This window comes from Streptomyces huasconensis (assembly GCF_021028635.1).
Lineage (GTDB): Bacteria > Actinomycetota > Actinomycetes > Streptomycetales > Streptomycetaceae > Streptomyces > Streptomyces huasconensis.
In genome coordinates this window covers 3,884,088-3,904,215 of the sequence record NZ_CP086119.1, presented here as the reverse complement: position 1 = coordinate 3,904,215, position 20,128 = coordinate 3,884,088, and the positions used below count along the sequence as shown (strand labels likewise).

Sequence of the window (20,128 nt, the reverse complement as noted above, 5' to 3'; positions counted from 1 at the left end):
AACGGCCCGGCCCCCGACAGCAGGCGTCAGCCCCGCAGCACGTCGCCGAAGTACGACGTGCCCGCCGGCCCGCCGAGCCCCGGCCCGCTGACCGACTTCGAACCGGTCGCGGTCACGCCGGAAGAGGCGCTCTTGAACAGCCAGACGGCACCGGCCCCGTCGTTCTCCCCGTACGCGCCCGCCGCCAGCTCGGCCCGGCCGTTGCCGTCGGCGTCCGTGAACGCCACCGAGCCGCCGAAGAAGTCCGTCGTCTCCGCGGTGCCGGGCACGCCCGAGGTGTCCTGCGAGAACGCCTTCGCACCCGTGCCGGTGAGACCGCCCGCCGCGCCGCGCAGGACGACGACCGAACCGGCCTTCTGCGCGGAGCCCAGCGACTCGGAGGCCGCGCCGACCGCGATGTCGGCGTAGCCGTCGCCGTTCGTGTCGCCCGCGGCCAGGCTCCAGCCGAAGGCGTCACCCTTCTCCGCGGCCCCCGGTACGCCGGCCGTGTCCTGGGTGATGCGCACCGGCGTGCGGGTGCTCAGGCCGGTCGCGCTGCCGTAGGTGACGGTGACCGCGCCGCCGGGGCCGCCGTTCGGCTCGTCCGCCGACTTCTCCATGAAGTTGCCGGTGACGATGTCGCCGAAGCCGTCCTTGTCGACGTCGGCGATCGTCGCGGCGTAACCGCCCGCCACCTTGCCGGCCGGCTTGGGCGTCGTACCGCCCCGGTAGAGGACGCTGCGCGTGCGGTATCCGCCGCCGCTCGTCTCCTCCTGGCCCATGACCAGCAGGTCCATGGCCGCGTCGCCGTCGACGTCACCGGCGACGATCTTGTCGGTGTTGATGCCGGTCGCGTCCTGGGTGTCGACGCCGGTGAGCGCCGCGGCCTTGCCGGTCCGGGAGATGGGGCCCTTGAAGACGTTGAGCCCGGGCGAGGCGTTGTTGGCGGCCGCCAGGTCGGTCCTGCCGTCGCCGTCGAAGTCGCCGGCGGCCACGGACCAGCCCAGTTCGTTGCGGTGCTCCGGCAGGGGCGAGGAGATGTCGGTCCCGGTGCCGAGCCCGCTCGCGCCGCCCCAGACCACGGTGAGCGCGCCGAAGTCGTCGGTGCTCCCGATGCGCTCGCCGTGCACGCCGACGATCAGATCGGTGTAGCCGTCGGCGTCGAGGTCGCCGGTGGTGACGCGGTCGCCGAAGTGGTCACCGCTCTCCGGGGTGCCGGGGATGCCGGCGGCGGCCTGGTCGATCAGCGTCCGCTTGGTGGTGTCGAGACCGGCGGCGGTGCCGTAGACGACGGCGACCTGGCCGGCACCCGACTTGCCCGAGACCTTGGCCAGGGGAGCGGAGATCGCGAGGTCGCCGTAGCCGTCGCCGTTGAAGTCGGCGCGTATCCGGTCCGCCCCGGGGGCCGCCCCGGCCGGAGCCGACCCGGCGGCGAGCAGCGATCCGGTCAGAGCGGCCGTGGCGGCACAGGCCAGGGCCATACGGAACTTCTGGGGCATGCGGTTCTCCTGCGGCAGCACGCGGAACGCCCGCTACTCGGGCATCCCATGTCGAAAGGGCTGCCGAGCGTCATTCCCCCCGTACTGCCACTAAATGGGGCCGTACTCCTGCTGAATGGGCTGTGAAGATGACGCGTCGGCGCACAGGAGACCCTCGGCCGGGCACGAGGGTTGTACGGCTCGGGCCGATCAGCGAACGGCCGCTCACCGAGAGGGCCAGGAGGGGCCGCCGGAGGGCATGTCGTTGATCTCGCGGGCGATCTCCGGGAGGGGGGCGTCCGGTGACGAAGGCGGAGGCCCGCAGGCGCGCGAGAGCCTCCTCGGGGGAGATGTCCAGGTGGGCGGCGAGCTTGCCGCTGGCCTGATGGGTGGTGCCCCAGTGGGTGTCGATCTGGTCGGACGGCTTCCACAGCGGCAGTTCTCCGTGGGCGAGCAGCCGCCAGAAGGAGGGCAGCATGACGCGTGCTGCCGCCTGCGCCTGCCGGACCATCTCCCTGTCGGTCGCGTCGTCCTCCGGAGAGACCGGCTCACGGCGCATGAGTTCCACCGTCCCGAACACCTTGTCGTCGAAGGTCAGGGAGAGGACGTGGACGGCCCCGATCTCCCCCAGCTCGTCCCCCATGGCGGCTTCGAACGACGGCCAGCGCGTCAGCGGGCGCCTGAAGTCGTCGACCAGGAGCGGCTTGCCGCTGACCGCGGCGCTCACACAGGGGCCCCTCGTCCGCCACGAACTGGAGCTCCTCCAGGCGGAGCGTCAGCGGGTCCGTGGCGTACGAAAAGGCCGTGGCTGAGTACCCCTCGCCCCCGAGGAGCACGCGTGCGGCCGCGGCCTGGATCGCGGCGTCGGTTACCCGGCCGGGGGAATCAGTCCCCCGGGTATGGGCCGAACGGGTGTAAACGCACCCGAAGGACCAGGAAGGCGCCACTAGCATCCGCGGGCATGACCTCTTCCACCGCCGTGACGCCAGAGCAGCAGGGCTCCCTCCTGGGCACCCTCATCATCATCCCGTGGGCCAACGAACCCGCGCCCGACTCCGACGGACCCGCGACGCCGTTCCTGCTGGTGTGCTCGCGCGGGGACGGCCGCGAGGGGCCCGAGGCGGGCACGAAGGCGCTGCGGGCGGAGCTGGAGAAGGCGGGCCTCCCGATCGGCGCGAACGTGACGGACCTGACGCGCGAGACCCGAAGCTCCGTCTCCCTGCTGGTGGAGGCCGAGCAGGCGGTACTCAGCCTGCCCTTCCTGCACGTCCAGTGCCCGGTCTCCCCGCAGTGGCAGAAGGCGGCCTACGAAACCGGCTCGGCCTACCTGATGTGCGCGCTGCGCCCGTGGCCCGAGGCCGTGCAGGGAAAGCCGGTCGGCGCGGAGCAGCTGCGCGCGTTCGTCTCCGACGAGCAGATGGTGCCGACCAGCGCCCGCTGCCTCGTCCCTGTGCGCAGGGTCCGCACCTGACAATTCACGTAAGCGCGAACGCCCTCGGAGACATCCCTCTGTCCCCGAGGGCGTTCCGCTTGTCTCGCTCTTTATACCTACGCATGCTCTTTATACGTACGCATGGCTTTGCCCCGGGTGGTGACGGTTACCGTCACCACCCGGGGCAATCGCTGTCCCGCCGCACAGAGTCCCGTACCGGGTTTCACCAGGCAGTGGTCACCCTCACAGTGCCGCTGACATCCATGTGTCACCTGGCGAATTCCGATGCGTCACGCGGCGGTACGAAGCCGAGACGCGGAAAAGGGTCTCAGTTGTGGACCGCGCCGAGGAGCGGCAGCGCCGGAGCGGACGAGTCGTCGTGGACCTTCGACTTCTGGCGGATCTCGTTGCACTGGAAGGCACGGGCCTCGTCCAGCACCTCGATGGTCAGGACGTCGATGTCCTGGATCGTCGGGCAGACGTCCCGAATGATTTCGATGTTCTGCGAGTAGTGGCCGTGGACCTCCTCGTCGGCCGAGGCCGGCGTGACCGCCATGCCCGTGGCCGCCAGGGTCAGCATCGTCCCCGCCAGCACCTTCTTGTTCTTCGAGTTCATTTTCTGAGCGCTCCTTCCCGGATGAAATAGCACCCGGTCCGGGTGCCGACGCGGGACCCAACCGTCGAGCGGTGCCGGAGGTTGCGTGCTCGGAGCGCCTTTCACCCAATTGCACGCTCAGACTGTCCAAAAGTGTGATGACGCTATGTTTGATAAGACGTATGGATGCGGTAACCGGGTGATTGTGGGCCTTCCGCAGAAACGTGATGGCGGTGACCCCAGTTATGGGTGGTGCTGGCGCACTCACTGGGAGACGCCCACTAATGCTAGGAAGGTACACACCATGAGTGTGAAGAAGATTGTCGCCGGTTCCATGCTGACCCTGACCGCCACCGGTATGGCCGTCACCCCGGCCATGGCCGACGAGGAAGTGCACGGTCACTACTCGCAGAGCATCGAGGTAATCCGCGACATCTGCCCGACGATCCAGGACATCGACGTCCTGACCATCGAGGTGCTGGACGAGGCCCGTGCCTTCCAGTGCAACGAGATCCGCCAGAAGTCGAAGGTCCACGACAGCTCGTCGGCCCCGGCGCTGCCGCTGCTCGGCCAGGTCGTCAACTAAACAGCTTGGGCGCCCTTGCGGCGCTCTTGTCATTACCCTTTATAGAGGGAAATGGGCCCCGGGCACGCGGTACGACCGCGAGCCCGGGGCCCATTGCATATGGCCGGCCGACCAATCGGACCTCGGGCTCATCACCTGCGGAAACCCGTTGCTGCAAAAGAGTGAATGAGTTTAGCGGGTCGCAACCCCGGCCGCCGCAGCACAGTTAGTGAATCTGTCGGCGCCCACTGAAAGCGCCACAGCTACCCGGACGCAAGGAAGGCACATAACAATGAACGCCAAGAAGATTCTCGCCGGCTCGATGCTGACGCTGACCGCCACTGGTATGGCCGTCACCCCGGCCATGGCCGACGAGGAGGTTCACGGGCACTACTCGCAGAACATCGAGATCATCCGCGACATCTGCCCGACGGTCCAGGACATCGACGTCCTGACCATCGAGGTGCTGGACGAGGCCCGTGCCTTCCAGTGCAACGAGATCCGCCAGAAGTCGAAGGTCTACGACGACTCGTCCGCTCCCGCGCTGCCCATCCTTGGCGCCGTCATCGACTGACGCCGACGCAGTCCGGCGGTAGGCGAGGCCCTACTACGGACACCGGGGCCGCTGTTCTTCAACAGCGGCCCCGGCGTTTGTTTCTGCGCTAATTCTTTTGTGCCGTCGACTCTTCACGGTCGATGAGAACGTCCCGTGGAGAGCCGAGCGGTACGGCGACTACTCAGCGGTGGCCGTGGACTTCGCCGTGGTGGCCCGAACCGCTGAAGATTCCGGTGCCGGACGAGGACTTGAGGATGTCGAAGTTCCCGCCGCCCCATTCGGCACTGAAGCGGTGCTTACGGTCGTCACCGTCGCGGTCGTTGGCAGCGGCCGAGCTCGTACCGACTGCCATGGCGGCGGCAACGATGGCCGCGCAGGTAATAACCTTCTTGATCATTTCTGCCTTCGGGTCGAATGTCCGTGCCGCCCCGTTTGGGGAAGCATTTGTGGCGATTCTTTCCCTTGCTCCACGCCTGTGCGGAGCCGAAGACGCCCGAGCCACTCCTTCGGAAAGGCTCATTGCGCCAATTGGTCGCAACGCGAGGGCATTCCTCCCGCCAGATGGTGTAACCGCCGCGCACGCAGGGACTCCGTGCCAAAGGGTGACGCGGCCGACCGCGCGGTGCTCGAAGCGGACGGTGTCCGCGCGGTGCGGTGCGTGGCCGGTGGCCTCGCCGCCGGGTGTTCTGCGGGCCAGGTGGCGTTGGTCTGGTGGCTGATGGCGGTGGCGGCCGTCGACCGTCTCGGCCGGGAGTCCGCCGACGGCGCCGCGGCCAGGACTGCGGCCACGGAACGGCGAAGGCCCCGGCCGCAATGCGGTCGGGGCCTTCGGTTGCCCTTGCGGGCGGGTGCGGAGGATACGAGATTCGAACTCGTGAGGGGTTGCCCCCAACACGCTTTCCAAGCGTGCGCCCTAGGCCACTAGGCGAATCCTCCGCCGCAAACAATACAAGACGTTGGGCAGTGCTCGCGAACACGATCCGGTCGAGGGCTTCGCGGGCTCCGGTGGGGCCCTCCCGGCGTCGCTTTGGGCCCCCGGTATCCGCTAGGGTGGGGCTCAGCCCCTCACGTGGCGCTATCTGACTGAACTCCCCCAGGGCCGGAAGGCAGCAAGGGTAGGTCGGCTCTGGCGGGTGCGTGAGGGGCGCTTTGCGTTGGGGCGGTCCGGGTTGTCAGTGGTCGCCTATAACCTCGTATGCGTGTCGTCTCTCGCGTTGTACCGCCGTTATCGCCCGGAGTCGTTCGCCGAGGTCATCGGGCAGGAGCATGTGACCGACCCGCTGCAGCAGGCGCTGCGGAACAACCGGGTCAATCACGCGTACCTGTTCAGTGGCCCGCGCGGCTGCGGCAAGACGACGAGCGCGCGCATCCTGGCCCGCTGTCTCAACTGTGAGCAAGGTCCCACCCCCACCCCCTGTGGCGAGTGCCAGTCCTGCCACGACCTGGCGAGGAACGGCCCGGGCTCGATCGACGTCATCGAGATCGACGCCGCGTCGCACGGAGGCGTGGACGATGCCCGTGACCTGCGCGAGAAGGCCTTCTTCGGCCCCGCCAGCAGCCGGTACAAGATCTACATCATCGACGAGGCCCACATGGTCACCCCGGCGGGCTTCAATGCCCTGCTGAAGGTGGTCGAGGAGCCCCCGGAGCACCTCAAGTTCATCTTCGCGACGACCGAGCCCGAGAAGGTCATCGGCACGATCCGCTCGCGTACGCACCACTACCCGTTCCGGCTGGTGCCGCCCGGCACGCTGCGGAGCTATCTCGCCGAGGTCTGCGGGCGCGAGGGCATGGCCGTCGAGGACGGCGTGCTTCCGCTGGTCGTGCGGGCCGGCGCCGGTTCCGTGCGTGACTCGATGTCCGTCATGGACCAGCTGCTGGCCAGCGCGGGCGAGGCGGGTGTGACGTATGCCATGGCGACCTCCCTGCTCGGGTATACGGACAGTTCGCTGCTCGACTCCGTCGTCGAGGCCTTCGCCTCCGGAGACGGCGCCGCCGCCTTCGAGATCGTCGACCGCGTCATCGAGGGCGGCAACGACCCCCGGCGCTTCGTCGCCGACCTCCTGGAGCGGCTGCGGGACCTGGTGATCCTCGCTGCCGTGCCGGACGCCGCCGAGAAGGGGCTCATCGACGCTCCCGCCGACGTCGTGGAGCGCATGCAGGCACAGGCCGAGGTCTTCGGGGGCGCCGAGCTGAGCCGCGCCGCCGACATCGTCAACGAAGGCCTGACGGAGATGCGCGGCGCCACCTCGCCGCGGCTCCAGCTGGAGCTGATCTGCGCCCGCGTCCTGCTCCCGGCCGCGTACGACGACGAGCGTTCCGTCATGGCCCGCCTCGACCGCCTGGAGCGCGGCGGGAACTTCGTGGCGGGCGGCCAGGGCCCCGGCCCCGCCATGGCGTACGTGCCGAGTGCCGAGGCGCACGCGGGCATGCAGCAGCCGCCGGTGGCCATGGCCCCGGGCGGCCCCGGCCCGGCTCCCCAAGGACCGCCGGTTCCTCCGGGGGGCGGTCCCGCCGCCGCGCGCGCTGCGGTACGAGGGCAAGGGGCACCGCAGGGCGCGCCCGCCCCGGAAGCGGCCGCACCGCCTGCCCCTGCCGCCCCCGCCGCGCCTCCCACGCCCCAGCCTTCGGCACCCGCCGCTCCTTCGGGTGAGCGGCGGCCGGGCGGCTGGCCGACCGCTTCGGCGCCGGGCAGCGGCCCCGCGGCGCCGCCCCCTGCCGCTCCCGCTGCGGAGTCCGCGCCCAGGCCGGGCGGCTGGCCCACCGCGGCGCCCACGAGCAGCGGAGCCCCCGCTTCCGCGCCGCCGCAGGCTTCCGCCCCGGTGGCGCGCCAGGCCCCCGCTCAGCCGCAGGCCCCCGCGCCCATGGCCCCGCAGGCCGCTCCCGCGGGCGGCCCGGACCCGCGCAGCCTGTGGCCCAACATCCTCGAGGCGGTGAAGAACCGCCGCCGCTTCACCTGGATTCTGCTCAGCCAGAACGCCCAGGTGGCGGGCTTCGACGGCACGACGCTTCAGATCGGCTTCGTCAACGCCGGGGCGCGGGACAACTTCGCCAGCAGCGGCAGTGAGGACGTACTGCGGCAGGCGCTGTCCGAGCAGTTCGGGGTGCAGTGGAAGGTCGAGGCGATCGTCGACCCGTCGGGCGGCTCCGCGCCCCCGCCGGCCGCGGGCAACTTCGGCGGCGGTGCCCCCGCGCCCTCCCGCCCGGCGGCCCCGCAGTACCAGCCCGCCCAGCCCTCTGCGGCCCCCGCTCCGGCCCCGGCCCCGCAGACTCGGCCCACCCCGGCCCCGGAGCCGACCCAGCCTCCCCGTTCCGCCCCCGTCCCGGAGCATGTGTCCCCCGAGGACGACATCCCCGCGGACGACGACCCGGACCTGGTCGAATCCGCCCTCTCCGGCCACGACCTGATCGTCCGGGAGCTGGGCGCGACGGTGGTCGACGAGTATCCGAACGAGTAGGTGACCGGGCCGGCCGGAGCGTCGGCCGCCCGCTTGAGCGTGCGGCCAGGCCGGGTGTCCGGGCGGCCTGAGCGTCCGTTGCTGGCCGGAGCGTCCGCCGCCCGCCTGAGCGGCTGGCCAGGCCGGGCGTCCGGCGCCGGCCTGAGTGTCTGGGCCGCTCCGAGCATTCGTTGCCTGCCTTGAGCGCCCGTTGCCGGCCCGAGCATCCGTTGCCGGCCGGAGCGTCAGGGCGGGCTTGCTCTTCCGTGCGGTCTGAGCGTCTGGGCCGACCTGAGTGTCCGGGCCAGCCTGCTCCTCCGCGCGGCCTGAGCATCCGGCCAGCCTGAGTCCGGGCCCGCCTGAGCGTCCGGGCGGGCCTACTCCTCCGTGTGGCCTGAATGCCCGGACCCGCCCGTGCGCCCAGGCCCCCGTGCGTCCAGGCCGGCCCGAGCGTCCGCGTCCGCCCGAGCGTTTGGCTCAGCCTGAGCGTCCGGGCGGGCTTGCTCCTCCGTGCGGTCTGAGCGTCTGAGGCGGTCTGAGTGTCCGGGCCCGCCCGAGCATCCGTTGCCGGCCTGAGCCCCGGGCGGACTTGCTCTCCCGAGCGGTCCGAGCTTCCAGGCTGGCCTGAGCGTCCGGGCCAGCCTGCTCCTCCGGGTGGCCTGCTCCTCCGCGCGGTCTGAGCGTCCGGGTCCGCCCCAGCGTCCGGGCCCCGCCCGAGCGTCAAGGCCGACCCCAGCGTCCCGGCCCCGCCCGAGCGGCCACCCCCGCGTGGTGACGAGCGACTCGACGGCACGCGGCAGAACCACCCGCCCCCGACGCCTCCCGGGAACCCCGAGGGCACGCGGCAGAGCCACCCACCCCCGAGCCTCCCGATAACCCCCGCGAACTGTATGAACGTACAAGAGGCAGGAAAGTCCGACTCGGCAGCCCGTACAAAGGCATGCCGAGCCGCGGGCTAGGCTGACCACCGTGAAGGTCCTCGTCATCGGCAGTGGTGCCCGCGAACACGCCCTGTGCCGCTCTCTGTCCCTCGACCCCGACGTCTCCGAGCTGCACTGCGCCCCCGGCAACGCCGGGACCGCCGAAGTGGCCGAGACCCACCAGGTCGACGCCCTCGACGGCGCCGCCGTGGCCGCGCTGGCGGCCGAACTCGGCGCCGGGCTGGTCGTCGTGGGGCCGGAGGCCCCGCTGGTCGCCGGTGTCGCCGACGCCGTGCGCGCCGCCGGTATCCCGTGCTTCGGCCCCTCCAAGGAAGCCGCCCAGCTGGAAGGCTCCAAGGCGTTCGCCAAGGACGTGATGGCGGGCGCGAGCGTGCCGACCGCCCGGTCCTACGTCTGCACCACCGCGGCGGAGATCGACGAGGCCCTCGACGCCTTCGGGGCGCCGTACGTCGTCAAGGACGACGGGCTCGCCGCCGGCAAGGGCGTCGTCGTCACCGACGACATCGAGGCGGCCCGCGCGCACGCCCTCGCCTGCGACCGCGTGGTCATCGAGGAGTTCCTCGACGGCCCGGAGGTCTCCCTCTTCGCGATCACCGACGGCGAGACCGTCGTGCCGTTGCAGCCCGCCCAGGACTTCAAGCGGGCGCTGGACGGGGACCAGGGGCCGAACACCGGAGGCATGGGCGCGTACTCGCCGCTCCCGTGGGCCGACCCCAAGCTGGTCGACGACGTCATGGCGAGCGTGCTCCAGCCGACCGTCGACGAGCTGCGCCGCCGCGGCACGCCCTTCGCCGGACTGCTCTACGCGGGCCTCGCGATCACCAGCCGGGGCGTACGCGTGATCGAGTTCAACGCCCGCTTCGGCGACCCCGAGACCCAGGTGGTCCTCGCCCGCCTCAAGACCCCGCTGGCCGGGCTCCTGATGGCCGCGGCCACCGGCAACCTGGCCGACCTGCCCCCGCTGCGCTGGAGCGACGACGCCGCGGTGACCGTGGTCGTCGCCTCGCACAACTACCCCGGCACGCCTCGCACGGGCGACCCCATCGAGGGCCTCGACGCGGTGGCGGCACAGGATGCCCCCCATGCGTACGTCCTGCACGCCGGCACCCGGCGCGACGGCGACGCCGTCGTCAGCGCGGGCGGCCGGGTGCTGTCCGTGACGGCGACCGGCGACGGCCTCACGCAGGCCCGCGAGCGCGCGTACGCCGCGCTGTCCCGCATCCGCCTCGACGGCTCGCAGCACCGTACGGACATCGCGGCGAAGGCGGCCGCGGAGGCGTGACCCGCCCCGCGTCCGCGTGACGTCCAGCCGACTTCAGGCCCCGGAACCGACACTCGGTCCGGGGCCTTTTGGCAGCCACCTTTAGCCAAAGCCATTCCATCGAGTGACCGCTGGCCCATCCGGCTGACGGCGACCGGTACCCCAACTAGGGTGCGGCGCAAGCGTTCCGGGCGCCCAGAGCCAAACAGACCACCGGCATTGCGATGTCAGTGGCGGGTGCCACAGTGGGGGAGTGAGCAAGAGCAACGCCATTGATGTGTGCCGTCGGCCCAGGCCGGCGGCCGAGCAGTAGGCAGCAGGGGGTGCCATCGGTCGTGTCAGGTACGGGTGTGGAGGTCGGCGCGCAGGCCGCGCGCTCCCGGGCCCTCGCCGTGCTGCGGCTGCGCAGCCGGGCGCTGGCCGTGGCCCTGTTGCCCGCGGCCGCCGCCGTCGTGCTGCTCGCCGGTGGGGCCACGGGCCATGTCGACGGGGCGAGTTGGGACGTCGTGCGCTGGGTGGTGACGGTGCTCGCCGTGCTCGTGCTGCTCGCCGCGGCGGGCGTCGCGCTGGTCGTCGCCCGGGCCAGGCCCGCGCTGAGCCCCACGGTCCCGGTCGCCGAGGAGTCCGCCCCCGACCTGTACCGCCTGGTCCGTGACCTCGCCGACCGGCTGGACGTGCCCGCGCCCTCGGCGATAGCGCTCACCCCCGACTGTGACAGCTGGCTGGAGGACCGCACCCATCCGGCACATAACCCGCCCGCGCGGGACCGCGACACCTCCGCCACGAGCGGTGGGGCCTCCGGTGACGCGGGCGACGTCCGCGCCCCCGAGCGGCGTTCCTCCGCCGCGCCCGTGCTCGTGATCGGCTCGCCGTTCCTGTGGTGGATGCGGGTGGGCGAGCTGCGGGCGGTGCTCGCCCCGGTCGTGGCGGGCACGGGCCCTTCCGCGCACCCCGACATAGCGGCCGCCCGGCGCTTCGTGCGCGGGCTCGACGCGGCGGTCGCGGTCGCCGCGGCCCCAGGGCGCGGCCCACTGACGCGCACGGTGCTGGCCGGTGTCGGCTGGGTCGCCCGGCTGCTCCTGCGCAACTGCCGGGTGCATGCCGCCGAGATGGAGCGAGGGGTCGCCGCGGCCGCCGCCGAGCGCGCCCAGACCGTGGACTACGGCGTGCGGATCGTCGCCCAGGAGCAGGTCGGCCTCGCGTACGCGGGCTGGGACCGGCTGCTGACCCGGGTCGCGCTGCCCGCCTGGCGGATGGGCCGCTGGCCCTCGCGGCTGGACGCGGGTGTGGTCTCCGCGCTCACCGAGCTGTCCCGCAGGGACCGCCTGGCCGAAGGCTTCGCCTCCCGGCTGGGCGAGCGTCCCGCCTGCGACCTGCTGGAGGAGCCGGGTTCGGTGGACGAGGCGGCGTCGCTGCTCGCCGCCCGCCTCTTCCACGGCGGCCCCGCGGAGACGGGCCCGGACTGGGCACCGGTGGCCTGGCAGGAGTATCCGGACGAGGTCGTGGACCGCAAGTGGCGCATGGACGCCGCCCGCCTGCACCGCGTCCTGGACTCCCTGGGCGTCGGCCACCGCGCGGACCCCACCGGCCCCGACCCCGAGGGCCCGACGCTCGCCCGCGTCCTGGACCACCTGACCACCACCGTGGAGGTACAGGGAGCGGCGCATGGGGTGCGTGGGGAGCATGGGCTGGATGGGGAGCATCTGGGTGGAGCACCTGATGAGGCGTACGAGGCCTCTGCGGCGGCGGAGGGTGACGGCGCGGGTCGTCCGGGCGTACGGGGTGGCGGTGACGGCCCGGATGCCGAGCAGGCCCGTGACACCGGCCTGGACGCGCTCCGCGCGGGCCCTGCTTCCGCTGCCGACCCCGACGCCCGCCCCGACACCCGTTCCGACGTCCGCTCCCTTGTCCGCCCCGATGGGCACTCCAACGACTCCGGCGACACCGACGACTTCCGCGACTCCGGCGCCCCCGATGACTCCGATGGACCCGATCTCCGCGACGAAGGCCCCAGCGGTGTGCTCGCCGCCGGGCTCAGCGCCGAGCTGGCCCGCGAGGAAGCCGCCGCCCCGCCGCGCCCGGCTCCCGCGGGGCAGGGGCCGGACGAGGCGCTCTGGGATGACGGCGCGCTGCCGCTGTTCCCGCTCCAGCCGCCCCGCACGGGCCGTGAGCTGCTGGCCGACCACGTCACGGCGATGGTCTGCTGCGCGGCCGTGGACACCGCCGGCGCCACCCCGGGCCTCGACTGGCTGGACGGCCCCGCCCTGCTGGTCGACGGGGAGCGCGCGGCCGACCTCGCGCCGCGCGTCCAGCGCCTCGTCGAGCACGGCGACCCGTCCCCGCTGCGGGAGTGGCTCGCGCGTCTCGGCGTCAGACAGGAGAAACCGGTCCGTCTCGTCTGACCCGACCGCCACGCCCGTCCCGCGTCCAGATCCGGAAGCTTCCCTTCCGGTTCCGTCAATTAGCGACGAACGGTGACGGAGTGCGTGCGTAATGTGATGTGCTGGGTACCGTCGCCGGACCGCGGGCACCAACCGGCGCCGCAGGCTCGGGGGAGCGAGGGAGGGGAAGACATGGGGCAGGAGCCGATCCGCCGCTGGGAATCGGGCGCGCTGGCGCACGCCGTGTCGGACCCCTTCGGTCAGGGGCCGCTGCCCTGGCTGCGAGGTTCCGAGCACTACTTCGACGACACGGGCAAGGTCGTGCCCTGGTACGTCGACCACGCGTCGGCCCCGGGGGCGAACATCCCGGCGCCCCGCACCGGCGCCCCCCGGACCGCCGACGACGTGCGCCGCCAGATCAAGGGCTTCACCTCCACCGGCGCCGCCGCCCCGGGTGAGGCGATCGACTTCCACGTCACGGTGGACCCGCCCCAGCAGTTCAGCGTCGACATCTACCGCATCGGGCACTACGGCGGCGACGGCGCCAGCAAGATCACGACCAGCCCGCGCCTGTCCGGCATCGTCCAGCCGCCCCCGCTCACCGCGGACCGCACGGTCTCCTGCCACCACTGGTGGCTCTCCTGGCGCCTGCAGATCCCGAGCTACTGGAACATCGGGGCGTACGTGGCGGTGCTCACCACCGCCGACGGCTACCGCTCGCACGTGCCCTTCACGGTCCGCGACAGCCACCCCGCCGACCTCCTGCTCCTGCTCCCGGACGTGACGTGGCAGGCGTACAACCTCTATCCGGAGGACGGCCGCACGGGCGCCAGCCTCTATCACGCGTGGGACGAGGAGGGCCGTCTCCTCGGCGAGAGCGAGGCCGCCGTCACGGTCTCCTTCGACCGGCCGTACGCGGGCGCGGGCCTGCCCCTGCACGTCGGCCATGCCTACGACTTCATCCGCTGGGCCGAGCGGTACGGCTACGACCTGGCGTACGCCGACGCCCGTGACCTGCACGCGGGCCGCATCGACCCCACCCGCTACCGGGGCCTGGTCTTCCCGGGCCACGACGAGTACTGGTCGCCGGCGATGCGCCGCACCACGGAACTGGCCCGCGACGGCGGCACCTCCCTGGTCTTCCTCTCCGCCAACACCATGTACTGGCAGGTGGAGTTGGGCCCCTCCCCGTCCGGCGTCCCGGACCGCCTGCTGACCTGCCGCAAGCGCCGCGGCCCCGGCAAGTCCGCGCTCTGGCGCGAGCGGGACGGCGACAACACCGCCGAACAGCAACTGCTCGGTATCCAGTACGCGGGCCGCGTCCCCGAACCGCACCCCCTGGTCGTCCGCAACGCCGACCACTGGCTGTGGGAGGCGACCGGAGCGCATGAGGGCGACGAGATCGAGGGCCTGGTCGCGGGCGAGGCCGACCGCTACTTCCCGCGCACGGCGCTCCCCGAGCACCAGGGCCGCATCCTGCTCGCCCACTCGCCGTACGCGGACGCGGAGGGCGTCACGCGCCACCAGGAGTCCTCGCTCTACCGCGCCCCCTCGGGCGCCCTCGTCTTCGCCTCCGGCACCTTCGCCTGGTCCCCGGCGCTCGACCGCCCGGGTCACGTCGACGCACGGGTACAGCGCGCCACGGCCAACCTTCTGGACCGCATCTGCAAGCGGGACTGATCATTCCGGCAGGGCCGATCCGGGGCCCGATCCGGCCCCGCCCCCGGGGCCCCCGCACGGCCCGGGTCCGACCCCTGGCCAAGACCTCTTCCTCGATACGGGAGAATCGACATCACTTGGTCGGAAACACTGGAGGGAACCGTGTCCGGATTCGTAGAAAAGCCCGAGCCGCTGCACGTGCCGGGCCTGGTCCACCTCCATACCGGCAAGGTGCGTGACCTGTACCGGAACGAGGCGGGCCAGCTCATCATGGTCGCCAGCGACCGGCTCTCCGCCTATGACTGGGTGCTGCCCTCGGAGATCCCCGGCAAGGGCCGCGTCCTCACCCGGCTCTCCCTGTGGTGGTTCGACCAGCTCGCGGACATCATCCCGAACCACGTCGTCTCCACCGACCTGCCGCAGGGCGCCCCCGCCGACTGGGAGGGCCGCACCCTCGTCTGCAAGTCCCTGGAGATGGTCCCGGTCGAGTGCGTGGCCCGCGGCTACCTCACCGGCTCGGGCCTGTTGGAGTACAACCAGACCCGCACCGTCTGCGGCCTCGCGCTGCCCGAGGGCCTGGTCAACGGCTCGGAACTGCCCGGCCCGATCTTCACGCCCGCCGCGAAGGCCGCCGTCGGCGAGCACGACGAGAACGTGAGCTACGAGGACGTCGCCCGCCAGGTCGGCCCGGAGACCGCCGCGCAGCTGCGCCAGGCGACGCTCGCCGTCTACAGCAGGGCCCGGAACATCGCGCGCGAGCGCGGCCTGATCCTCGCCGACACCAAGTTCGAGTTCGGCTTCGAGGACGGGGCGCTGTTCATCGGCGACGAGGTCCTGACGCCGGACTCCTCGCGGTTCTGGCCCGCCGACCAGTGGGAGCCGGGCCGCGCCCAGCCGTCGTTCGACAAGCAGTTCGTACGGGACTGGCTGACCTCGCCGGCCTCGGGCTGGGACCGCGAGAGCGAACAGCCACCGCCGCCGCTGCCGCAGGACGTGGTGGACGCCACCCGCGCCAAGTACATCGAGGCGTACGAGCGGCTGACCGGGACGTCCTGGTAGCCGTACGCGAGGGAAGAACGCGAAAGGCCCCGCTCCGAGGAGCGGGGCCTTTCATCTGAGCGGACGACCAGGTTCGAACTGGCGACCTCAACCTTGGCAAGGTTGCGCTCTACCAACTGAGCTACGTCCGCGTTGCGCCGTAACGCGAGGACCACTATACCCAACCTCGCTCGCGTGCGAGACGCACCGCCGTATGCCGGTTCTCCGCCCCGAGCTTGGTGGCCGCCGAGGAGAGGTAGTTGCGGACGGTCCCGGGGGAGAGCGCGGCGCGCTCGGCGATCTCCGCGACCGGCGCCCCGTCGGCGGCGAGTTCGAGGACCTCGGCCTCGCGCGCGGTCAGCGGCGAGTCTCCGGCGGAGATGGCGTCGGCGGCCAACTCCGGGTCCACGTAACGGTTTCCGGCGTGCACGGTGCGGATGATCTCGGCGAGCCGCTGGGCGCTGACCGTCTTCGGCACGAAGCCGCGTACGCCTGCCGCGAGGGCCCGCTTGAGATGTCCCGGTCTGCCGTGACTCGTCACGATCATGGTCCGGCAGTGCGGCAGCTCGTCCCGCAGGGATGTGGCCACACTCACACCGTCGGCGCCCGGCATCTGGAGGTCGAGCACGGCGACATCGGGGCGGTGGGCCCGCGCCATGGCGAGCGCCTCGGGTCCGGTGGCCGCCTCGGCGACGACCGCGAGATCGTCCTCCAGGGCGAGGAGCGCGGCGAGGGCGCCGCGGATGAGGTGCTCGTCGTCGGCGAGCAGGACGCGCAGGCTCACAGCAGGACCTCGCTCCGGTCGGCCGGTGCGGGCGCCGCGCTCCCGGGGTGGGGCGGCACCGCCGCGATCAGGTGGAAGCGGCCGTCCCGGGCGGCGAAGTCGAGGGTGCCGTCGACCTCGGCGAGCCGTTCCCGGAGCCCGGCGAGGCCCGAGCCACCGCCCGAGGGCACGGCATCGGGCACGCCGTCGTTCTCGACGGTCAGTGTCGTACGGTCATCCGTCACCGCCAGGGTGATGTCGCACCGGGTGGCGTCGCCGTGCCGCAGCACGTTGGTGGCCGCCTCCCGCACCACCCAGCCGAGCGCGGACTGCACGGGAGCGGGCAGCCCCGCCGCCGAGCCGGTGACCCGGCAGGTGATGCCGGCCGCCTCCAAGACGCCCTGCGCGCCGAGGAGTTCCACCCCGAGGTCGATCTCGCGGTAGCCCCGCACCACTTCCCGCACCTCCCGCTGCGACTCCTGCGCGATCCGCTGCACCTCGACCATCTGGTCCACGGCCTCGGGCCGCCCGCGGCGCGCGAGCTGCACCGCCAGCTCGCTCTTGAGGGCGATGACGGCGAGGTTGCGGCCCATGACGTCGTGCAGGTCCCGCCCGAACCGCAGCCGCTCCTCGGCGACCGCGAGCCGCGCCTCCACCTCGCGGGACCGGTCGGCCTCCCACATCACGGAGAGCGTCCAGGCGCCGCAGCGCGCGGAGATCAGCGTCAGGAGGCCGGCGAACGCGATGAGGCCGGCGAACCCCGCGAGCCGCGCGTCGCGTACGCCGACGGCGGCGAGCGCGGCCACGACGAAGACGTCGATCTGCGCGATGTGGAGCAGGAACCTGCGGACCGGCACGGCGAAGGCGAGCGCCTGGCCGAACGGCACGACCAAGTACAGCGTCGTGAAGCCGATCATCCCGTCGGTGACGCCGTCGACCGCTTCGAGGACGAGGACGAGCCCCAGCGCGAGGGCCAGCAGGGCACCGGAGACGGCGAGGTCGCGGCGCGGCAGGTCCGCCCGCTTCAGGTAGTGGTCGACCGACCGCCGCAGGGACCGGTTGACGTGCACGCTCTGCACGGCGGCCACCGCGATCAGCGTCCAGCCGGTGATCTGCGCGGCGGGTTCATGGGCCAGGCTCAGGCCCAGCGGCACCGAGCCCCAGCTGAGGAAGAAGAGCCAGGGCATGGCGTGCCACATGACCATGCTCTGGAACTCGACCTTCTCGATCTTGCTCCGGGCCTGCCAGCCACGCTGCCAGGCCCGTATCCGGCCCACCACGCGGACCGCCTCCCTCAGTGCCGGGGTTCCCAGCGGAACCATCGTCGTACAGCAAACACCGACAGCAGGGTCCAGGCCACCGCCGTGGCGAGGGCGCCGAGCGCGTCGCCCGTCGAGAGGTGGCCGGCCCAGCCGCCGCGGATCAGTTCCATGACCGACGAGAGCGGGAGCAGCTCGCAGACCGCGGCGACCTTGTCGGGCATGACTTCGAACGGGATGAAGAGCCCGGAGCCGATCATCGACACGAAGATCGGCGGCATGCTCATGACCTGGGCGGACTCGGTGGACCTGCTGAAGCTTCCGGTGACGGCCGCCAGCGCGGCGAACATCACGAGGCCCGCGACGATGCCGAGGAGCACGAGGTGGGGCGCGCTCGGCGCCCCGGCGTCCAGGAGCACCGCGCAGCCCGCGCTGAGCACCAGGCACTGCACGATGCCGATCGTGACCGAGGGCAGCGCGGCGCCCGCGAGTATCTCGGTGTCCCGCAGCTCGCCGGTGCGCAGCCGCTTGAGCACCAGTTCCTCGCGCCGGGCGACGTAGACGCCGGTCAGCGTGGCGTACACGGCGAAGAGCAGCGAGAAGCCGAGGGCGCTCGGCAGCACGACGGTGCCGACGGAGAGCCCGGTGCCCTTCAGGTCCATCTCGGTGGCGGCCTGCCGCATGCTGACCGGCAGCACGAACGGCACGAACATCGCCGCGAACAGCGTTCCCTTGCTCCTGCCGAGGAGCGTCAGCTCGGCGCGCGCGAGCGCCCGCATCCGCCCCGCCGGAGTCGTCGTCACGGCCACCGTGCTCATACCGCCATCTCCTTGGTCCCGGCCTGCTCGCTGTCCCGCGCGATCCGCAGGAACGCTTCTTCCAGCGAGGCCGCCCGCACGTCGAGCGCCCCCAGTTCGACCCGCGCGTCCCGGGCCCACAACAGCAGTCCGGTGGCGGCGCGTTGCAGCTCATGCGTACGCAGCCGCACGCGCCGCCCCGCGATCTCGTGTCCGCTCACGCCCAGCGCGGCCAGGGGCGGCAGGTCGCCGACGAAGTACCCCTCGGGCAGGTCGAAGGAGACGTGGGAGGGCTGCGCGGCGACCACGTCGGCGACGCTTCCCTCGGCGGCGATCCGCCCCTCGTGCAGGATGGCGAGCCGGTCGGCGAGTTCCTCGGCCTCTTCCAGGTAGTGCGTGGTGAGCAGCACGGTCGTGCCGTTGTCCCGCAGTGCGCGGACCAACTCCCAGGTCTCGCGGCGCCCTTCCGCGTCGAGCCCCGTGGTGGGCTCGTCGAGGAAGAGCACCTCGGGCCGTCCGATGAGCGCCATGGCCAGGTCGAGCCGCCGCTTCTCGCCGCCGGACAACTGCTTCACGCGTACGCCGGCCCGCTTGCCGAGCCCGACGATCTCCAGGGCCTCCGCCGGGGGCCGGGCCCCGCTGGTGCAGCCGGCCCACATCCGCACGGTCTCGGTGACCGTCAGCTCGGCGGGGAAGCCGCCCTCCTGGAGCATCACGCCGATGCGGGGCCGCACCGCGCCCCGTTCGGTGTACGGGTCGTGCCCGAGCACCCGGACCCGTCCGCCGGCGGGTGCCGCGAGGCCTTCGAGCAGCTCCATGGTGGAGGTCTTGCCGGCGCCGTTGGTGCCGAGCAGCGCGAACAGCTCGCCGCGGCCCACGCCGAAGGAGACTCCGCGTACCGCCTCGAAACCGCCCCCGTACACGCGCCGAAGATCGGTCACGTCGATCACTTGGTCAGTCATGGGTAGAGCGTCTCCCGGCCCGGGGCGCGGGAGCAGTGCGCGTTGTCACCGGCCCTCATGACAAATGTCAGAACCCGTCGGTCATGGGGTGCCCGGCTCGTCGCGCACGAAAAAGGTCCCGGTCGGATCGACCGGGACCTTCTCACTGGAGCGAACGACGAGGTTCGAACTCGCGACCTCAACCTTGGCAAGGTTGCGCTCTACCAACTGAGCTACGTTCGCATTGCCTCCGACCAGCTCTCACTGATCGGCGCGAGCACCAGCTTACCGCAACCAGGTGACTGGTCGGGAAGCGATGCGGAGCGGGTGACAGGAATTGCACACTGCGCCTTCCCCCTGGAAGGGGGATGTTCTACTACTGAACTACACCCGCACGACTCCGTGAGGTCCGGCCTTTCGGCCTTGCCCCTCGGCGTGCTCCAGACTCTAGCTGACCAGCGGGGGTGCAGCGCAAGTCGGTTGCCGCGAGGGGCTCGGGGACCGGACGGGGCCCCGGGTCAGTGGGCCGCCTCGAAGGCCTCGAAGGCTTCGTAGACCCGCTTGGGGATGCGGCCGCGCGGCGGCACGTCCATCTGGTGCGAGCGGGCCCAGGCCCGTACGGCCGACGGGTCGGGGGAGACGGCGGTGTGCCGGTACGCCTTCCCGGACTTCGACTGCTTGCGGGCCGCCTCCAGGAAGGGGGCGAGCGCCGTGCGGAGTTTCTTGGCGTTGGTTTGGCTGAGGTCGATCTCGTACGACTTGCCGTCAAGACCGAACGCGACCGTTTCCGCCGCTTCCCCGCCGTCCATGTCGTCAAAGAGAGTGACTACGACACGCTGCGCCACGAATATCGGTCCCTTCGTGCGGCTCCACCACGCTGACGTGCGGTGACGCCGACTGTCCGGCTGTTTTGGGAAAGTATCGACTATTGCCATTTCCTTTGTACAGTGCCGGGCATTGAATCGGGAAGTCCGTCCGAATATCTCCGCGTGTCAGGGCGCAATGTCGATCCGTGATCTTTTCCTGGATTCCTGGTGAAGGTACCC

The 20,128-nt window shown here is 71.8% G+C and carries 17 protein-coding genes, 4 tRNA genes and 1 other RNA gene; 9 read left to right on the top strand and 13 right to left on the bottom strand.

Annotated elements, in window-relative coordinates; genetic code table 11:
- Positions 1 to 26: 26 nt before the first annotated feature.
- Both J2N69_RS17780 and J2N69_RS17775 read right to left on the bottom strand, forming a co-directional pair.
- Positions 27 to 1,478 (bottom strand): FG-GAP-like repeat-containing protein, encoded by a 1,452-nt coding sequence (locus tag J2N69_RS17780; protein WP_230901662.1) that lies wholly within the window; start codon positions 1,476 to 1,478, stop codon positions 27 to 29.
- Between the two features lie 70 nt (positions 1,479 to 1,548).
- On the bottom strand, positions 1,549 to 2,184 hold the full coding sequence (locus tag J2N69_RS17775) for a hypothetical protein (RefSeq protein ID WP_230901661.1): 636 nt from the start codon (positions 2,182 to 2,184) through the stop codon (positions 1,549 to 1,551).
- A gap of 234 nt (positions 2,185 to 2,418) precedes the next feature.
- On the opposite strand from J2N69_RS17775, the gene J2N69_RS17770 reads away from it, so the two are divergent.
- Positions 2,419 to 2,928, top strand: coding sequence for a DUF5949 family protein (locus J2N69_RS17770; protein WP_230901660.1), 510 nt, complete (start codon positions 2,419 to 2,421; stop codon positions 2,926 to 2,928).
- Positions 2,929 to 3,217: 289 nt separating this feature from the next.
- Here the strand turns inward: J2N69_RS17770 and J2N69_RS17765 are convergent, their stop codons facing one another.
- Positions 3,218 to 3,505, bottom strand: coding sequence for a hypothetical protein (locus tag J2N69_RS17765; protein ID WP_230901659.1), 288 nt, complete (start codon positions 3,503 to 3,505; stop codon positions 3,218 to 3,220).
- Between the two features lie 283 nt (positions 3,506 to 3,788).
- Here J2N69_RS17765 and J2N69_RS17760 point away from each other — a divergent pair, with 283 nt between their 5' ends.
- Together J2N69_RS17760 and J2N69_RS17755 are read left to right on the top strand one after the other, a co-directional pair.
- Positions 3,789 to 4,070 carry a hypothetical protein gene (locus tag J2N69_RS17760; protein ID WP_230901658.1) on the top strand — a complete coding sequence of 94 codons (282 nt, stop codon included), beginning with the start codon at positions 3,789 to 3,791 and terminating at the stop codon, positions 4,068 to 4,070.
- A 271-nt stretch (positions 4,071 to 4,341) separates the two neighbouring features.
- A complete protein-coding gene (locus J2N69_RS17755; RefSeq protein WP_127912645.1) occupies positions 4,342 to 4,623 on the top strand; it encodes a hypothetical protein in 282 nt (93 codons plus the stop codon).
- A gap of 163 nt (positions 4,624 to 4,786) precedes the next feature.
- Here J2N69_RS17755 and J2N69_RS17750 read toward each other — a convergent pair whose 3' ends face one another.
- Both J2N69_RS17750 and J2N69_RS17745 read right to left on the bottom strand, forming a co-directional pair.
- Positions 4,787 to 5,002, bottom strand: a complete 216-nt coding sequence (locus J2N69_RS17750) for a hypothetical protein (protein WP_230901657.1) — start codon at positions 5,000 to 5,002, stop codon at positions 4,787 to 4,789.
- Between the two features lie 454 nt (positions 5,003 to 5,456).
- Positions 5,457 to 5,541, bottom strand: a tRNA-Ser gene (locus J2N69_RS17745).
- Between the two features lie 120 nt (positions 5,542 to 5,661).
- Here J2N69_RS17745 and ffs point away from each other — a divergent pair.
- The 6 genes from ffs to J2N69_RS17715 all read left to right on the top strand — a co-directional run bounded on the left by ffs (position 5,662) and on the right by J2N69_RS17715 (position 15,343).
- Positions 5,662 to 5,760: signal recognition particle sRNA small type (gene ffs / locus J2N69_RS17740), an RNA gene on the top strand.
- A gap of 44 nt (positions 5,761 to 5,804) precedes the next feature.
- Positions 5,805 to 8,063, top strand: a complete 2,259-nt coding sequence (locus J2N69_RS17735) for a DNA polymerase III subunit gamma and tau (protein ID WP_230901656.1) — start codon at positions 5,805 to 5,807, stop codon at positions 8,061 to 8,063.
- A 948-nt stretch (positions 8,064 to 9,011) separates the two neighbouring features.
- Positions 9,012 to 10,265, top strand: coding sequence for a phosphoribosylamine--glycine ligase (gene purD, locus J2N69_RS17730; protein ID WP_230901655.1), 1,254 nt, complete (start codon positions 9,012 to 9,014; stop codon positions 10,263 to 10,265).
- Positions 10,266 to 10,579: 314 nt separating this feature from the next.
- Complete coding sequence (locus J2N69_RS17725) at positions 10,580 to 12,646, top strand: ICP22 family protein (protein WP_230901654.1); 2,067 nt, start codon at positions 10,580 to 10,582, stop codon at positions 12,644 to 12,646.
- A 171-nt stretch (positions 12,647 to 12,817) separates the two neighbouring features.
- On the top strand, positions 12,818 to 14,305 hold the full coding sequence (locus J2N69_RS17720; protein WP_230901653.1) for a N,N-dimethylformamidase beta subunit family domain-containing protein: 1,488 nt from the start codon (positions 12,818 to 12,820) through the stop codon (positions 14,303 to 14,305).
- Positions 14,306 to 14,446: 141 nt separating this feature from the next.
- Positions 14,447 to 15,343 carry a phosphoribosylaminoimidazolesuccinocarboxamide synthase gene (locus J2N69_RS17715; protein ID WP_230901652.1) on the top strand — a complete coding sequence of 299 codons (897 nt, stop codon included), beginning with the start codon at positions 14,447 to 14,449 and terminating at the stop codon, positions 15,341 to 15,343.
- Positions 15,344 to 15,401: 58 nt separating this feature from the next.
- Here the strand turns inward: J2N69_RS17715 and J2N69_RS17710 are convergent.
- The 8 genes from J2N69_RS17710 to J2N69_RS17675 form a co-directional block, all read right to left on the bottom strand.
- Positions 15,402 to 15,474: transfer RNA gene (locus J2N69_RS17710), tRNA-Gly, on the bottom strand.
- Positions 15,475 to 15,497: 23 nt separating this feature from the next.
- The gene (locus J2N69_RS17705) at positions 15,498 to 16,106 is read right to left on the bottom strand and encodes a response regulator transcription factor (protein WP_127911513.1); all 609 of its coding nucleotides are present in this window, start codon (positions 16,104 to 16,106) and stop codon (positions 15,498 to 15,500) included.
- Complete coding sequence (locus J2N69_RS17700; protein ID WP_230901651.1) at positions 16,103 to 17,407, bottom strand: sensor histidine kinase; 1,305 nt, start codon at positions 17,405 to 17,407, stop codon at positions 16,103 to 16,105. Before J2N69_RS17700 ends, J2N69_RS17705 begins: the two co-directional genes overlap by 4 nt.
- Positions 17,380 to 18,162: an ABC transporter permease gene (locus J2N69_RS17695; RefSeq protein ID WP_230901650.1), complete on the bottom strand. Its 783-nt coding sequence runs from the start codon at positions 18,160 to 18,162 to the stop codon at positions 17,380 to 17,382. The genes J2N69_RS17700 and J2N69_RS17695 overlap by 28 nt, the downstream gene beginning before the upstream one ends.
- The gene (locus tag J2N69_RS17690; RefSeq protein ID WP_230901649.1) at positions 18,159 to 19,103 is read right to left on the bottom strand and encodes an ABC transporter ATP-binding protein; all 945 of its coding nucleotides are present in this window, start codon (positions 19,101 to 19,103) and stop codon (positions 18,159 to 18,161) included. The genes J2N69_RS17695 and J2N69_RS17690 overlap by 4 nt, the downstream gene beginning before the upstream one ends.
- 146 nt (positions 19,104 to 19,249) lie before the next feature.
- Positions 19,250 to 19,325: transfer RNA gene (locus J2N69_RS17685), tRNA-Gly, on the bottom strand.
- A gap of 79 nt (positions 19,326 to 19,404) precedes the next feature.
- A tRNA-Gly gene (locus J2N69_RS17680) sits at positions 19,405 to 19,476 on the bottom strand.
- A 124-nt stretch (positions 19,477 to 19,600) separates the two neighbouring features.
- Positions 19,601 to 19,927: a histone-like nucleoid-structuring protein Lsr2 gene (locus J2N69_RS17675; RefSeq protein WP_127911516.1), complete on the bottom strand. Its 327-nt coding sequence runs from the start codon at positions 19,925 to 19,927 to the stop codon at positions 19,601 to 19,603.
- Positions 19,928 to 20,128 lie beyond the last annotated feature (201 nt).

Excerpts from the sequence above, each read along its gene's own strand:
- J2N69_RS17765 (WP_230901659.1), bottom strand. The coding sequence starts at position 3,505 with ATGAACTCGAAGAACAAGAAGGTGCTGGCGGGGACGATGCTGACCCTG.
- J2N69_RS17695 (WP_230901650.1), bottom strand. The coding sequence starts at position 18,162 with ATGAGCACGGTGGCCGTGACGACGACTCCGGCGGGGCGGATGCGGGCG.
- J2N69_RS17700 (WP_230901651.1), bottom strand. The coding sequence starts at position 17,407 with ATGGTTCCGCTGGGAACCCCGGCACTGAGGGAGGCGGTCCGCGTGGTG.
- J2N69_RS17755 (WP_127912645.1), top strand. The coding sequence starts at position 4,342 with ATGAACGCCAAGAAGATTCTCGCCGGCTCGATGCTGACGCTGACCGCC.
- J2N69_RS17750 (WP_230901657.1), bottom strand. The coding sequence starts at position 5,002 with ATGATCAAGAAGGTTATTACCTGCGCGGCCATCGTTGCCGCCGCCATG.
- J2N69_RS17720 (WP_230901653.1), top strand. The coding sequence starts at position 12,818 with ATGGGGCAGGAGCCGATCCGCCGCTGGGAATCGGGCGCGCTGGCGCAC.
- J2N69_RS17690 (WP_230901649.1), bottom strand. The coding sequence starts at position 19,103 with ATGACTGACCAAGTGATCGACGTGACCGATCTTCGGCGCGTGTACGGG.
- J2N69_RS17760 (WP_230901658.1), top strand. The coding sequence starts at position 3,789 with ATGAGTGTGAAGAAGATTGTCGCCGGTTCCATGCTGACCCTGACCGCC.
- J2N69_RS17770 (WP_230901660.1), top strand. The coding sequence starts at position 2,419 with ATGACCTCTTCCACCGCCGTGACGCCAGAGCAGCAGGGCTCCCTCCTG.
- J2N69_RS17780 (WP_230901662.1), bottom strand. The coding sequence starts at position 1,478 with ATGCCCCAGAAGTTCCGTATGGCCCTGGCCTGTGCCGCCACGGCCGCT.